At 45.9% G+C, this 16,462-nt stretch carries 10 protein-coding genes; 5 read left to right on the forward strand and 5 right to left on the reverse strand.

The genetic code is table 11. The features are described 5' to 3' along the window. From QVP67_RS04275 to mnmG, 3 genes are all read right to left on the reverse strand, one after another. Positions 1-1,068 (reverse strand): GIY-YIG nuclease family protein (locus tag QVP67_RS04275; protein ID WP_288179896.1); only part of this gene is annotated, 1,068 nt, incomplete at its 3' end. Positions 1,069-1,188: 120 nt separating this feature from the next. After that, positions 1,189-1,722: an adenine phosphoribosyltransferase gene (locus QVP67_RS04280; RefSeq protein ID WP_022162317.1), complete on the reverse strand. Its 534-nt coding sequence runs from the start codon at positions 1,720-1,722 to the stop codon at positions 1,189-1,191. A 57-nt stretch (positions 1,723-1,779) separates the two neighbouring features. Beyond that, the gene (gene mnmG / locus QVP67_RS04285) at positions 1,780-3,654 is read right to left on the reverse strand and encodes a tRNA uridine-5-carboxymethylaminomethyl(34) synthesis enzyme MnmG (RefSeq protein WP_022162318.1); all 1,875 of its coding nucleotides are present in this window, start codon (positions 3,652-3,654) and stop codon (positions 1,780-1,782) included. A gap of 300 nt (positions 3,655-3,954) precedes the next feature. Between mnmG and QVP67_RS04290 the strand changes: the two genes are divergently transcribed. After that, positions 3,955-5,988, forward strand: a complete 2,034-nt coding sequence (locus QVP67_RS04290; RefSeq protein ID WP_022162319.1) for a hypothetical protein — start codon at positions 3,955-3,957, stop codon at positions 5,986-5,988. Between the two features lie 139 nt (positions 5,989-6,127). Here the strand turns inward: QVP67_RS04290 and ybeY are convergent, their stop codons facing one another. Further along, positions 6,128-6,559 (reverse strand): rRNA maturation RNase YbeY, encoded by a 432-nt coding sequence (ybeY, locus tag QVP67_RS04295; protein WP_022162320.1) that lies wholly within the window; start codon positions 6,557-6,559, stop codon positions 6,128-6,130. A 117-nt stretch (positions 6,560-6,676) separates the two neighbouring features. Beyond that, positions 6,677-7,912, reverse strand: coding sequence for a nucleoside recognition domain-containing protein (locus tag QVP67_RS04300; RefSeq protein ID WP_022162321.1), 1,236 nt, complete (start codon positions 7,910-7,912; stop codon positions 6,677-6,679). Between the two features lie 108 nt (positions 7,913-8,020). Between QVP67_RS04300 and QVP67_RS04305 the strand changes: the two genes are divergently transcribed. From QVP67_RS04305 to QVP67_RS04320, 4 genes are all read left to right on the forward strand, one after another. Further along, positions 8,021-8,761 (forward strand): DNA alkylation repair protein, encoded by a 741-nt coding sequence (locus QVP67_RS04305; protein WP_022162322.1) that lies wholly within the window; start codon positions 8,021-8,023, stop codon positions 8,759-8,761. Between the two features lie 57 nt (positions 8,762-8,818). Beyond that, entirely contained in the window at positions 8,819-9,823 is a 1,005-nt protein-coding gene (locus QVP67_RS04310) for a M28 family metallopeptidase (protein WP_022162323.1), read from the forward strand. A 37-nt stretch (positions 9,824-9,860) separates the two neighbouring features. Next, entirely contained in the window at positions 9,861-13,835 is a 3,975-nt protein-coding gene (locus QVP67_RS04315; RefSeq protein WP_022162324.1) for a hybrid sensor histidine kinase/response regulator transcription factor, read from the forward strand. A 168-nt stretch (positions 13,836-14,003) separates the two neighbouring features. Then, on the forward strand, positions 14,004-16,436 hold the full coding sequence (locus QVP67_RS04320) for a sugar-binding domain-containing protein (RefSeq protein WP_022162325.1): 2,433 nt from the start codon (positions 14,004-14,006) through the stop codon (positions 16,434-16,436). The last annotated feature ends 26 nt before the right edge of the window (positions 16,437-16,462 follow it).

Here is a 16,462-nt window from a genome sequence, read left to right on the forward strand (position 1 = left end):
GAGTAGGGAAAGGTCGAGCAGTTTCTTCTTGTCACCTCGTTGCGGCACGGTGAAAACGACATCTTTCAGCTCAATGTCCAGCTCGAAAGGAACGATGATTTCACGTGAAAGGCTTTTGTAGCGTTCGCGCATTTCGATGATGCCCAGTGCCAGCAACTCTTCTTTGGTTTCGTTCAGGCGTTTCTTGTATTCGAAGGTGAAAGCCTGGTTGATGGCACCATTTGTGATGTGCAGGTAGTTGATGAAAGCGGAGTTGACATCGTTGTCTTCCTCGATGGAGAAAACATCGATGTTGTGCAGTATGTTGCTTACTACTTCCGACTTGGAGCGGTAGTTTACCAGCAGCATGTATTTCTCTTTCACCTTTTGTGCTTCCTCAAATTTCATTTCGGCTGCCAGTTCCTGCATCTGCTGGAAAAGCATTCGTTCGATATATTGCGTATTTCCTTTTAGTATTTCCTTGATTTCATCGATATTCTTCATGTATTCGTCCATGCTCTGTTTCCCTATGCATGGGCCTGCGCAGTTCTTGATGTGGTATTCCAAGCAGACGTTGAACTTTCCGTTTCGGATGTTCTCGGGCGAAAGGTTCAGGTTGCAGGTGCGTAGCGGGTAGAGGTGCTTAATCAGATCGAGCACGGCATTCATCGAAGGTATATGGCTGTAGGGCCCATAGTAGGAAGAACCGTTTCGTATGATTCTTCTCGTCTTGAAAATACGTGGAAAATATTCGTTTTGAACGCAAATGGAAGGGTAGGTTTTGTCGTCCTTCAACAAGACGTTGTAGCGTGGCTTGTATTTCTTGATCAGGTTGTTTTCGAGCAACAGGGCATCTTCCTCGGTATTGACCACGATGTATCGTATATCGGCAATCTTGCTAACCAGTACCCGAGTCTTACCTGGCTCGTGTTCTCGGTTGAAGTAAGACGATACACGGCGTTTCAGGTTTTTGGCCTTTCCTACGTATATAATGGTGCCTTCAGTATTCAGGTATTGGTAAATGCCAGGGCCTTCGGGTAGGTTGGAGACAATGCCTTTCAGATAATCGTTGGTTTTTAACTCTTCCATTTTAGTATGCTTTACGTTCGATGGGCGTATGGATGGGGGTAGGACGTATGCTGAAGTTTCTTTGCTCCGTTCTTTTCTATCTGCGATGAAAAGGAAGCAAAGAAACTCTTTTGTGTATACTTATCTGTCGAAAGTCAATATGGATTCTATCTCAACATCATTTTGAGCTATTTTTTCTCTTCCGTGCAGATTCTTTAATTCGATGATGAAATTGACGTATAGTTTGTTTTTGTTCAGCTGGCGTACTAATTGGCAGGCTGCTGCCATGGTGCCTCCCGTAGCCAGTAAATCGTCGTGGATCAGGACAACGTCATCTTCGCTGATGGCATCCTTGTGTATCTGTATAGTGTCCTTTCCATACTCTTTATCGTAGCTTAGCTCGATTGTCTCAGCCGGAAGCTTCCCGGGTTTGCGGATTGGAACAAATCCTGCTCCTAATCGGATGGCGAGGGCAGGTGCCATAATGAAGCCTCTTGATTCGAGTCCGACAACTTTTGTGATGCCTTTATCCTTGTATGTCTCGTAGAGTATGTCCAGGATGCTCTTTAAAGCTTCACGGTCTTTGAACATGGTTGTTACGTCATAGAACAAGATTCCCGGTATCGGGAAATCAGGTATTTCTCGGATACTTTTGATAATTGTTTCTTTGTTCATAATCAGATGTTTTAATGCGTTTATTGAATTATTTGTTTCACGTGGAACGCGTTCGTCTTAGCGGCCCGAAAGGACTAAGAGAACATTGATATCGCTCGGTGATACTCCCGGTATACGACTTGCTTGGGCGATAGTCTCCGGATCTATCTTCACTAACTTCTGCCGGGCTTCGGTAGATAGAGATTGGATTGAGTTATAGTCGAACTTCCCTTTGATCTTGATGCTTTCCAAACGAGCCAGCTTGTCGGCTATGATACGCTCTCGACCAATATATCCTTCGTATTTGATTAAGATTTCAGCAGCTTCGATAATTTCTTCTTTCCGCTCTGTTATCTTATCCAATTCCCGCTTCAAGGCACTTACGTGTTCACTCATATTTTCGATTGTTATTTGCGGGCGATTTATTAAGTCGATTAGTTTGCATCCTTGTCGGAGTGGAGTAGTACCTAACGACTCTAATGTGGAATTAATCAATGCAGGTTTCATGGAATAATTGCGAGTAAACTGAACCAAGCTTTCGATGGCTTCACGTTTTTTTCGTAATAACTCATAGCGATCGTTTTGGGCTAGTCCCAGTTTCCATGACTTCTCTGTCAGGCGCATGTCTGCATCGTCCATACGAAGCAGTATGCGATATTCTGCTCGTGAGGTAAACATTCGGTAAGGCTCGTCTACGCCTTTAGTAACCAAATCATCGATGAGTACGCCGATATATGCTTCATCGCGTCCCAATGTGAAAGGTTCTCCTCCGTGGCAATTGATATGTGCGTTGATGCCGGCTATGATTCCTTGTCCGGCAGCTTCTTCGTATCCTGTCGTTCCGTTTACTTGTCCGGCAAAGAACAGATTCTTTATTTTTTTTGTTTCCAACGTGTGTTTCAGTTGGGTTGGGTCGAAGTAATCGTATTCGATGGCATAACCAGGACGATAAATGACGAGGTCTCTGAATGCAGGAATCTTTTTAAGTGCTGCAATCTGTATTTCCATGGGAAGAGACGAAGAAAAACCGTTCAAATAAAGTTCGCGGGTTGTTTCTCCTTCCGGTTCCAGAAATAATTGGTGTTGCTCCTTGTCGGGGAAGGTTACAATCTTGGTCTCGATACTTGGACAGTAGCGTGGCCCTATACTTTTGATCTGTCCGTTGAAAAGGGGAGATTCAGGTAAACCTTCACGCAGTATCTGGTGCGTTTCTTCGTTGGTGAAGCATGTCCAACAAGGCAACTGTTTCAGATGACGTGTGCCTGTATTCATGAATGAGAACTTGTGAAAATCTGCTTCGCCATCTTGAATCTCCATACAGTCGTAGTGAACGCTTCGTCCATCGATGCGTACCGGCGTACCTGTTTTCATACGGCCATAGGTAATGCCGTGTTGTGCGATAGATTCGGTCAATTCGTAAGAAGCGGGTTCGGCCATTCGTCCACCAGGAAGCATGGTTCGTCCTACGTGCATCAGTCCGTTCAGGAAGGTACCTGCTGTCAGAACTACACATTTGGCGTGGAAAGTTACCCCCCACACGGTTTTTACTCCTGTTACTTCTCCGTTTTCAACGAGAATTCCGTTTACGGTGTCCTGCCAAATATGTAAGTTGGGTATGTTCTCCAGAATTTCCCGCCAGGCCCAAATGAATTTGCCACGGTCGCATTGGGCACGTGGACTCCACATGGCCGGTCCTTTTGATCGGTTCAAAATCCGGAACTGGATAGCGGTTTTGTCTGTTACTAATCCCATGTATCCACCCAGTGCATCGATTTCGCGCACAATCTGTCCTTTGGCAATACCACCCACAGCCGGATTACAGCTCATCTGCCCGATTTTATTCATGTCCATAGTGATGAGACACGTTTTGGATCCTAAATTGGCAGCAGCTGCTGCGGCTTCACATCCGGCATGTCCGGCACCGATTACAATTACATCGTATTTAAATTCCATTCGTCTAAAACTGTTATTACTGATGCAAAGTTACTAAAAAGTTAGGTTAAGGTTTTACTTTCTGTTGCTTATTGCTTATGAATTATAAGAAAAACTGGTCAGGAATTGCAGTTTGGTTTTATCGTTCTATTTATTGAACAGATTCTTTTATCTTATGTTCGGATGATAGGCTATTTTTGCATCATTGATTTGTGTAGGTTTTCTAATCTGAAATTGTTTTTTAATAAAACTTTTAATTCCTCTTGGTAGAGGAAATGTTAGCTTCGCTAGAAATGTTGGTTATTTTAAAATAGAGCAGGTATGTTATTCAAAAGAACATTTTGTAGTATGTTATTGCTGGCGGTAGTGCTGGCTTGTGCTTATGGCGTCAATTATACGCCGGAAAGGGTGTGTGCTTCTGTTTCATTGAAAACGCCGGGGAATAGTGCTGAACGGTATGCTTTGTCTTTTCGGGAATCTGAGAATCCGTTGTATAAATATCAGCTCATTTCGCCCGAAAAAATGCCATTGCTGATTTATCAGGATGTGGATCAAGCGGAGAAATCTTGTCGGGTAACAGTGTTCATCGTAGCTTTGGATAATGTATATTTTCACTTCGACGAGCAGTTGCAAACGGGCTATCGACACGATGACTGTCTGTTCTATATGCCCGGCTTCTGGTATCGTCGCAATCTGCGTTCACCCAAACAAGCTCCTTCTTTTCATACATCGGATAGCTGGGTGGTACGGGAAGATCGCTTGAGTACACCATTAACGGCTGTATTTAATGAAAAAGAGAAAACGGTAATGTCAGTGATTCGCTTGGACGATTGTGAGTCAGATGCGTTGGCTACTCATCAGGAAGGTGAGGTTATACTGTCTGGTTCTACTTCAATTGGCTATACAGGCTTTGAAAATATTTCAGGTGAGACATCCCTTTCTTTTGGTTTCCCTTATAAGGAGGAACCACGAAGTTATGTCCGTAAATTGACTCTGGCTCCTTCGGTTGAAGCTTTTCAGCTTCTGAAGAAAGGAGAAACACTTACTTTGACATGGGAGTTGAAAGAGGCTGATGCAACTGACTTCTCTGAGTGCGTACAACGTACTTGGGAATATTGTTATGATACATATCGTCCTCAACCGGTTGAGACACCTTATTCTTCTGAAGAAATGAAAAGTGTATTGAGCAACTATTTTGTGGAAAGCTTTGTAGATGATACACCGGTAAACTATTTTTCGGGAGTCGAATTACGTACAGCTACCTGCGAACGCAATGATGTAGCTGAGGTAGGTTTTGTGGGACGTACATTACTGAATGCTTTCAACGCTTTGGAATATGGCGAGCAACAGCAAAGAACCGATTTGACAGGAAACGCCCGTCTTGTTTTTGATTCTTATTTGAAGAATGGCTTTTCGTCTGCAGGTTTCTTTAATGAAGTTATTCATTATAAGCGGGGAGCAATAGAACAGAATCATAGCATCCGTCGTCAGTCGGAAGGAATATACGCAGTGTTGCATTATTTGAATTATGAACGTACCCGTGAGCGGAAACATCCGGAGTGGGAGAAGCGTGTCAGGAAAATGTTAGATATGTTCTTGCTTCTTCAGCAAGCTGATGGCAGTTTCCCACGTAAGTTCAAGGATGATTTATCACTGGTAGATTCGACAGGAGGAAGTACTCCATCTGCTACATTACCGTTGGTGATGGGGTATAAATATTTTAAAGATAAACGTTATTTAGAAGCAGCCCGACGTACGGTAAACTATTTGGAAATGGAGATTATATCCAAATCTGATTATTTCTCGTCTACGCTTGATGCTAATTGCGAGGATAAGGAGGCTTCCTTGTATGCTTCTACGGCAGCCTATTATCTGGCTCTGGTTTCGAAAGGAGAAGAACGTGCTCATTATACAGCATTGGCCCGGAAGGCTGCTTATTTTGCTTTGTCGTGGTACTATACGTGGGATGTACCTTTTGCGCAAGGACAAATGTTGGGTGATATTGGGCTGAAGACTCGTGGATGGGGGAATGTTTCGGTCGAGAATAATCATATAGATGTATTTGTCTTTGACTTTGCCGATGTATTGAGATGGTTGGCGAAAGAATATAGTGAGCAACGTTTTGCAGATTTTGCGGAAGTTATATCAACCTCTATGCGTCAATTGTTACCTCATGAAGGGCACATGTGCGGCATTGCCAAAATCGGTTATTATCCCGAAGTGGTTCAGCATACTCATTGGGATTATGGGAAAAACGGCAAGGGATATTATAATACGATTTTTGCTCCAGGATGGACGGTTGCTTCTTTGTGGGAACTCTTTTCGCCAGGGCGTGCTGAAACCTTCTTTCGGTAGCAGATTGTGTACTAAAAAATGCCATTATGGGCGTAAGTAAAAAGCCCATGAATGGAGAATGAAAGAGTTAAGACTTTGTTCAGGTTATCTATTCCCTGAGATAGACTTAACTCTTTCATCCAATATTGATCGGGAGTAGTTATTCTTTATGATATAAACTTTTTATATTCAGAGCTTTGTTTTCTGCTTCCTCCATGATTTCCCGTTCGCCGGGGCCTTTGTCGTTGATGCCGCACAAATGGAGAATACCATGAATAATAACACGATGCAATTCCCGATCATAATCGTTGTCGGCAAATTGCTCGGCATTGGTACGTACTGTATCCAGGCTAATGAAAAGGTCACCGTTCAAACGGTTGCCTTCGCAGTAGTCGAAAGTGATGATATCCGTATAATAATCGTGTTGCAGATATTGGCGGTTCACTTCCAGAATCTTTTCGTCTGAACAGAAAATGTAGGCTATCTCTCCTACACGCTTTCCATAAGTTGCGGCTACAGCTTTAATCCATTCTGTAGTCTCACGTTTTTTGATGTTGGGCATTTCCACGCCATCTGTTTGGTAACTGATCATAGTCTTATTGATTTGTTTAATTGGTTCTGTAAATAACTAATGTTTATAAGGAGTTGTTTCGCTTGTGCCATACCTTTTTGATGTCTGTGGTGGATACTGATAAATATTGTCTGTAGTTTATCTGGCAAAGAACAGGTAACTGATAATAATAGCAGCAATAATCCCTGAAAAGTCGGCGATAAGTCCACATGTTACGGCATTGCGGGTACGGCTGATGCCTACACTGCCAAAGTACACAGCCAGAATATAGAATGTGGTATCCGATGCACCACGGGCTATACAACTCATACGGCCTACAAACGAATCAGCTCCGTATTCTTTCATGGTATCTATCATCAGGCCATTGGCTGCGCTTCCACTCAGTGACTTCATCAGGGCAGTGGGCAGGGCACCAACAAAGCTGGTGTCGATGCCGCATAGGCCTACAAGATAACCAATGCCGTTTACCAGCATATCCATTGCACCCGAAGCACGGAATACGGCAATTCCGACAAGGAAAGCTACCAGATAAGGAATGATACGCACGGCAGTGCTGAACCCTTCTTTTGCTCCTTCGATAAAAGCGTCGTAAACGTTGATCTTTTTTCGAAGTCCCCACACGATAAAAAGCAGGATGATACTGAACAGGATTATATTGGCTGCCAGTGTAGAATATGTGCCCATCTCATCACGTCCTACACGGACAAAAAGCCAGATAAGGGCTGAAAAGAAAAGTGCAATGCATCCTACAAGAATAAGTACAGGTTTGCAGAATAGATTTAACCGTTGCGAGATGCTTACTGCTGCAACACCTACAAGGGTCGATATGGTTGTGGTAAGCAGTGTCGGTATGAAAATGTCTGTGGGTTGGGCTGCGCCCATCTGTGCACGATACATCATGATACTGACAGGAATCAGTATCAATCCCGATGTATTCATTACCAAAAACATAATCATCGGATTCGTGGCTGTATCTTTTTTCGGATTCAGTTCCTGAAGTTCTTTCATGGCTTTTAGTCCTAAAGGCGTAGCGGCATTGTCCAGTCCCAGCATATTGGCCGACAGGTTCATGAAGATACTGCCCATTGCGGGGTGCCCTTTGGGTATATCCGGGAAAAGGCGGCAAAACAAGGGGCTCAACCAGCGGCTCAGGGAATTGATCATACCGCTGTTTTCGCCGATTTTCATGATTCCTAACCAAAGAGCCAGTACTCCGGTAAGTCCTAATGAGATCTCGAAAGCATTTTTAGAAGAATCAAATGTTGAGTTCACTAATTCCGTGAAGATTTCTGTGTCGCCCATGAACAACAACCGGATAAGAGCTACGATGAAGGCAATAACAAAGAATGCCACCCAAATGTAATTTAGAACCATAGACTAAATGTAATTTTAATTGCAAAAGTAAGCATATCTTTCTACTTGACACGTGAATTTTGGCTATTTTTGTCCCGAACGAGAGGAAAAATTTATCATATTTGAAAGATGTTACAAAAGACAATCGTAATAGAACAGGAACTCCGTCAGTATGTTGATCCTGTAAAGCGTGAATATCTTCCCAAGTTTTTCAAAACAGGGAAGGGGCAATATGGCGAAGGCGACCGCTTTTTGGGTGTTGTCGTTCCTGATACCCGTCAGGTAGCTCGCCGTCACAAAGAGGAACCGTTTGATGTGATGGCTGAGTTGCTACAGAGCGAATGGCACGAATGCCGTCTTTGTGCTTTGCTGATGATGGTAGAACGTTTCAAAAAGTCTGCTCCTGATGGACGGAAGATAATCTTTGATTTCTATCTGACGCAGACTGCCCGTATCAACAATTGGGATTTGGTCGATCTTTCGGCTCCTTATATCGTAGGCGAGTATTTGAAGGATAATCCCCGTGATGTACTTTATCGGCTGGCACAGAGCGACTGGCTTTGGGACCGGCGTATTGCGGTCGTTTCGACTCTTGCTTTGATTCGGGATCATGACTTCATTGACACTTTGCGATTGTCGGAATATTTCCTTCAGCCTTATGTGGCCGCTGCTCCTTCGCTCCCTGCTGTTCGTATGCACGATCTGATGCAGAAAGCTATTGGCTGGATGCTGCGCGAGGTGGGCAAGCGAGATAAGGATCTGTTGGTACAGTTCCTTGAGAAATATGCCGTCGTAATGCCCCGTACAATGTTACGTTATGCCATTGAGAAGTTCTCGAAAGAGGAACGGCTGGAGTTTATGGCGCGTTGATTATGCACAATAAATAGAAGCAAGTTTTTTGTAAGTTAATGATAATACGTTGGAGTTATGTATAAAGAATTTGTAGGCATTCTTTGTTTTCTGTTCAGTGCCTGTCTGCTTCAGGCACAAGATGCCAAAGAGAGGGGATTGCAAAGTATCAATAGAACATCGGCAGAAGCCATTGTCGGTTTTCTGGCCGATGATGAATTGCAAGGACGCGAGGCAGGTATGCACGGCTCGCGGGTGGCAGCACGCTATCTGGCTGCTTTTCTGAAAGACATCGGTGTGGCTCCGCTTGATAGAGAGAGTTATTATCAACCTTTCGAAGCCTGTGCCCGCGAGTGGCAGCAAAAGGGACGTTTTCAGGTTCATCCGGACTCTATTGCTCTCTACAAACAGGGGGCATATCGTTCTTTGCGGCTGAACAATGTACTGGGAATGATTCCCGGTAAGCGGACGGACGAGTATGTAGTGGTAGGTGCCCACTTCGATCATTTGGGCGTGGACGAAACCTTGGCCGGTGATCCGATTTATAATGGAGCTGACGATAACGCTTCCGGTGTTTCGGCTGTCCTTCAGATAGCCCGTGCTTTTGTGGTTTCGGGACAGAAGCCGTTGCGCAATGTCATCATTGCCTTGTGGGATGGCGAGGAGAAAGGATTGCTTGGCTCAAGGTATTTCACTATGTCGTGCCCTTTCATCGGAAAAGTGAAAGGCTATCTTAACTTCGACATGATAGGTCGTAACAACAAGCTCGACTGTCCGCAACACGTAGTCTATTTCTATACCGAATCGCATTCAGCCTTTGGCGAATGGCTGAAGCAGGATATTCGTACGTATGGTCTGGATCTGAAGCCCGATTACCGTCCTTGGGATCGTCCCGTTGGCGGTAGCGATAATGCTTCGTTTGCTTTACTGGATATTCCCATTATCTGGTATCATACGGACGGACATCCCGATTATCATCAGCCGGGTGACCATGCAGACCGGTTGAACTGGGATAAGCTGACAGACATCACCCGTGCTTCATTCCTGAATGTTTGGAATTTGGCTAATGAACCTGTTTATTGACCTGTATTTATGCCCGGTTTAAAATAATTTGTGTACGATGAGAAATATTACGCTCTGTGGGGTTTTATTGTTGATTTTCTGCACATGTTCTAATCTATACGCTCAACATATCATTTCCAGAAAGCTGCCTTTCTTCTATGAATTGGCTTCTAACGAGATTTTTGATATTTATCAGGATAAAGAAGGGTATTTGTGGATTGGTACGACAAACGGACTGGCGCGCTACGACGGATATCGTTTGCAGTCTTTTCGTTCGGACTATAAGGATTTAAGTTTGCTTACCGACAATACCATTTCTTCCATTACCGATAATGAGCAATATGTTTGGATAGGAACTCGCAAAGGCCTTAACCTGTATGACAAACACATTTGCCGGATTGTGCCTTTCCCGGATGAGAGACTTTTGGACAAGAATATCAATTATATGATTGCCGACCATTCGGGTACGGTTTGGCTGGCTACAGGCAAGAAGATATACAAATGTTCTCCGGATGCCACAAAAGTCGAAGAGTACGAGCTGCTTTCTCGCAAAGATTATCTTGTCAATGCTGTCTATGCAGACAGAGAAGGGAATGTGTGGGCACTTACAAATGGAATTGGGCTTTTCAGATACGATGCTGAAACTGACTTCTTTATCAGCTATCCCCGGCTGGGGGCATCTAATGCTCCTTATATTATGTATCAGGACGTTGCCGGTAATTATTGGATTGGTACATGGGGAGAAGGGTTGTGGCAGTTCTTTCCTGATAAAACGGATGATTGTTATAAAAGACATCACATCATAAACACAAGAACCGGTTTGTCGGAACCTATCTTTTACAGTATGGTTCAGGACGATACGTTCGGTTATCTGTGGTTACTTTCCTATAATGAACTATATGCGTTGAAGTATACAGAGGATGGCCGGTTAGAGAGTGTCGATATCCACGACAGGGTAGATACGCACATGATGTATACCAAAATCTTAAAAGACCGGGAAGGAAATTTGTGGCTGGGCTCTTATGATATGGCCTATACGATCTTTTTCGATCATTCGAAGATTGATAACTATCCTTTGGAGCAACTGAAAGAACAGATGGGATGGGATGTCAATATATTGAATCTGTGTATGGACAAAGAATCGCTGATGTGGATTAGTCAAGATCGATATGGGCTTTGTCTTTACGATTTACAACGGAATCTGCTGGTCGATAACAAGAATAATGAAGGGGCAGGACTTGGTGAAGTGGAACTGTTGGTGAAGTCACGCGCAAAGGACGGAATTTGGGTTACGCCCAAATATGTGCCGAGGGCTGTGCGGGTGGCATATCGGGATATGTCGGTTTGTGTAGAAGAAGATATTAATCTGTCTGGACAAGCGAGCGGGAGCATCAAGAATTTGACAGAAGATAGCGCTGGTAACTTATGGATATTGACAAAATCTGCATTGTTTATCAAACAACCGGATGTTGATAAGCCCGTTGTCTCCGGGCAGAAGTTACCGATGATGCATGCCATGGCTGCCGGTCCGGATGGATATGTCTGGGGAGTAGGTTCGGACAAATGTCTGTATCGGTTGCGTTATTCCAACGGACAGATTGTTTTGGAAGATCGGGTTCCGGTTCAGCTTTTGTCAGAGCAAGAAGAAATTCTGCATATTAGTCTGGATTCTGAAGGCTGCTTGTGGTTGGTATCCTCTTTGGGCAGGATTTTCAGGTCGGACCAGGACAGGAGAACTTTTAAAAATATGCCTTTGGACAGCAGGCTGGATAACTGTTCGGTATTGGGAATGGTTGCCGAGAAAGATTTTGTGTGGATTGCAACCAATAAAAAGGTACTGCAATACAATATCCGCAAAGAAACCTGTGTAGACTATGGAACTACGGATGAAAACATCGAGGTCGATGTATTCCGATACAAGGCAATCAGCCCAGACGGTTTGGGTGGACTGTATGTTGGCGGGCATCACGGATTTGTACATATTCAGTCGGATACGGTTTCTGCAATCGATGTCTCGCGTTTCCGTCCGGTGGCTACAGATGTGCGTTCGGATAACCAAAGTGTACTGTTTGGTGGAAGAAATACGGCCAGTCGGGTGGTACTCGATTCGGATGCCAGGAATATTGAAATCTGTTTTTCTCCTCTACGCTATGCGTTGAACTCGAAAAAGCTTCGGATGGCTTATCGGTTGGAGGGAGCAGATAAGGATTGGATTTATCTGGATTATGGCAAAAGTTCGGCTTTCTACAACCGTTTGAGGAAAGGTACTTATCACTTTAAGGTGAAAATGGAAGACGGACAAGGAGGGTGGACTGCTGGAGAGACTCTGCTGACGCTGGTGAAACTACCGGCATTCTACGAAACCTGGTGGGCTTACGTATTCTATCTGATAGTTGCTGTTTCGTGTGCTTATTCTATGTTGCGTTTTTATATCAGGCGAATGAAGCTGAAGAATGAAGCGAAACTGAAAGAAGAAATGGTGCGTACGAAGCTGAATTACTTTACAAACGTTTCGCACGAACTGCTGACGCCGCTTACGGTGATTTCCTGCATGTCCGATTATATGGAACAGAAAGTTCCTGCCGTGCGTCAGCAGTGCGATGTGTTGAAGTCGAATGTGGACAGACTAAAGCGCCTGATACAGCAGATTCTCGACTTCAGGAAAGTAGATGTCGGAAAAATGAAGCTGAGTGTGGCAGAAGGGGATGCCGGTGCATTTATACAGACGCTTTGCAATAATAATTTCCGCCCGTTGGCTGCCCAAAAGAATATATCGCTCGAAATCAGTATAGAGCCAGTCGAGATAAAGGCCTGGCTGGATTTTGACAAGCTGGATAAGATTCTGTACAATCTCCTTTCGAATGCTGTTAAATACACTCCGGAAGGGAAAACAATCAGGATTACGGCCTATATTGTGCATAAGGGAGGTGGTCGTTTTCTGGTACTTAAAGTAGCCGACGAAGGAGTAGGAATTGCTTCGGGCGAGCTTGCCCGGATCTTTACCCGTTTCTATAGCGACCGGAAGAACAAAGGAGTAGAATCGAACGGCATCGGGCTTTCGCTGACAAAGGATCTGGTATGCCTGCATCATGGCAATATTAATGTGGAAAGTACGTTAGGCAGGGGCAGTTGTTTTACGGTAGAGATTCCTGTCGATAAAGAGGTTTATGCGGTCGATGAGAGGGTGGAAGAAGTGTCCGTACTTCCGGCCGATGAAATCACTTTTGAACCTAACACAGAAGCCGAACCTGTATTGCCGGAAGAAAACGCCGACCGGCCGACGTTGCTGCTGATAGATGATAATACGGAACTGCTCCACATCATGCGGGAGCTGTTTAAGGATAGCTATGGGGTGCTGACCGCTGCTGACGGAGGACAGGCATGGGAGCAGCTGACTGCACATACGGTAGACGTGATAATCTGCGATGTAATGTTGCCCGATGTAAGCGGATGGGAACTGTGCAGCCGAATGAAAGCCGATTTGCGTTTCAATCATATTCCGGTGATTATCCTGACTGCCAAGAACGGTGCCGACGACCAGGTGACCAGTTATAATGCAGGAGCCGAAGGTTACATTGCCAAACCGTTCGATATGAAAGTGCTGTCAGCCCGTATCGACAACCTGATTAAAGCTTCGCGAAGAAGACAGGCGACATTCCGAAAAGAGAAGAATGTCAGTCTGGAGGACCTGGCCTATCCTTCGGCCGACCGTCAGTTCCTGCAAGCTGTGATCGAAAGCATCGAAGCGCATCTGGAGCAGTCGGAGTTCGACCTGGATCAGTTGTCTAAAGAGGTGAACATGTCCAAGTCTACGCTGTATCGCAAAATCAAGTCGATGACCGGACTGACTCCGTTGGACTTTGTGCGCAATGTCAAGATGAAGCGTGCCTGCATGATGTTGTCTTCACATTCGGTAACCATATCCGAGGTTGCTTATGCCGTCGGTTTCAATAATCCCAAGTATTTCACGAAGTGCTTCAAAGAGGAGTTCGGCGTAACTCCTACCGAGTATCAGCAGATGCAGCCGTCTTAACCGGAGCTGTATGCTGTGTGGATTAAGAGGTTTTTCAGGGGGCAAAAATCGTTCATTAGGGGGTAAATTCTTTGCATGCAAGGATTTTACTCCCTATATAATTTGTTTGGATGCCTGTTTTTGTGGAGTAGTTTGCTTCTTTTGCATACTTGAATTAATGCTAGTAACATGAAAAAGAAACAGAATTTTGCAGGCCATCGTGCAATAGGTTTTCTGATGGCGTTTATTTTTCTTTGGGGAGTGCTTCCGTATGCGGAAGCTGGTGATGTTCGCAAACAGCTTTTTGATAATGGCTGGAGGTTTGCTTTGGGTGACAGTACTGCTGCTTCGGCGGCGGCTTACGATGATTCGGCCTGGCGGTTGCTGGACTTGCCGCACGATTGGAGTATTGAGGGGACGATTGCTGCCGATGCACCGATGGGGAACGACGGCGGATATTTCCCCGCGGGAATAGGTTGGTATCGTAAAACCTTCCAGGTTCCTGCCGACTATCGTGACCGCAAAGTAGGAATCTATTTCGAGGGTGTGTATATGAATGCAGAAGTGTTTATCAACGGAACTTCGCTGGGTGTTTGGCCGTATGGTTACTCTTCTTTCTTTTACGACCTGACTCCTCATATCCGTGTAGGCGAGGCGAACGTAGTTGCAGTACGTGTCGACAACTCTCAGCAGAAGAACTGCCGTTGGTACAGTGGCTCGGGCATTTACCGGCACGTCTGGCTGACGGTAACCGACAAGGTGCATATCGACCACTGGGGTATGTTTGTTACGACGCCCGAAGTGAGCAAAGAAAAAGCGACCGTTAAGGTGCAGACAGCTTTGAAGAACGAGACTGCGGCCGACCGTCGCATCACGCTGACCACCACCCTGTTCGATGCCAAGAAGCAGTCGGTAGGCGAAAGCGAAACAACTGTCGACCTGCCTGCCAATTCTTCGAAAGAGGTGTCTTTGTCCATCTCAGTGCTTCAGCCGGCTTTGTGGAGCCCCGACACGCCTTATCTGTACGAGGCTCGCTGTACGGTAGCAGAGTCGGGCGAGGTGAAAGACTGTATGACTGAGAATTTCGGCATCCGTAGCATTGAGTATTCTGCCGAGAAAGGCCTGTTGCTGAACGGCAAGAAGATCATCCTGAACGGTGGTTGTCTGCATCACGACAATGGTTTCCTGGGAGCAGCAGCTTACGACCGTGCCGAGGAGAGGAAGGTAGAGCTGATGAAAGCCGCTGGCTTTAATGCCGCACGTACGGCACACAATGTACCCTCGGAGGCTTTCCTGGATGCCTGCGACCGCTTGGGACTGCTGGTTATTGACGAAGCCTTCGACGGCTGGCGCGACAGCAAGAACAAATACGACTATTCGGTTCACTTTGATAAATGGTGGCAACGCGACCTCGACGCAATGGTGCTCCGCGACCGCAACCACCCTTCCATCTTCTGTTGGAGTATCGGAAACGAGGTGATAGAGCGCAAGAAGATAGAAGTGGTTACGACAGCTAAAAAACTGGGCGACCGCGTACGTCAGCTGGACGGTACACGTCCGGTTACTTCGGCTCTGGCTGCATGGGACAGTGACTGGGAGATTTACGACCCGCTGGCTGCCCAGCACGAGATTGTAGGCTACAATTATATGCTCCATCGTGCACCGGCCGACCACGAGCGCGTGCCTTCGCGTGTCGTTATGCAGACCGAATCATTCCCGCGCAGCGCATTCGACACTTGGAAACTGGTGACTTCGAACGAATACGTTCTGGGCGATTTCGTGTGGACAGCTCTCGACTATCTGGGTGAGTCGGCCATTGGCCGCTACTATTACGTAGGCGACTCGGAAGGCGAGCATTACGTACGTCCTCATTATCCTTGGCACGGTGCCTATTGTGGCGACATCGACCTGACCGGCTGGCGGAAACCGATTTCCCATTATCGCGACCTGCTCTACAATGCGGACAAAAAACTCTACCTGGCCGTGAAAGAACCGGACAATTATTACGGTAAAATCAAGGAAACAGCCTGGTCTGTCTGGCCTACGTGGGAAAGCTGGAACTGGCCTGGACACGAAGGAAAGCCCATCGAGGCCGAAGTCTATTCGCGTTATCCGAAAGTTCGCCTGTACCTCAACGACCAGCTGGTAGGCGAGCGGACTGTAGGGGTTGAGCAGCGTTTTATGGCTGTCTTCACCTTGCCTTATCAGCCGGGCACACTGAAAGCTGTAGGTGTGGACGCTGAAGGCCGCGAGGCAGAAGAAAAAGTACTTGTTACGGCAGGTGAGCCGGCAAAAATCCGCTTGACGCCCGACCGCAAGACTTTGAAAGCCGACGGACAGGACCTGTCGTTCGTAACGGTAGAGGTGGTGGACAAAGAAGGCCGCGTAGTGCCCGATGCCGCAAACCGCCTGTCGTTCGAGGTGAAGGGAGCCGGAGTGATTGCTGCTGTGGGTAACGCTAATCTGAGAGATACCGATCCTTATGTAGGCAAAGAGCGGAATGCCTGGAAGGGTAGGGCTATGGTCATCGTGAAGAGTACCGCAAAGAGTGGCACTATCCGGCTGAAAGTTTCTGGCGAGGGACTGGATTCGGCTTCGCTGTCCATTAAGGCTACCCGATAAAAGGCTTTCGAAGGCTTCACAGGGCA

The sequence above is a fragment of the Bacteroides sp. CAG:633 genome (assembly GCF_000435115.1).
Lineage (GTDB): Bacteria > Bacteroidota > Bacteroidia > Bacteroidales > Bacteroidaceae > Bacteroides > Bacteroides ndongoniae.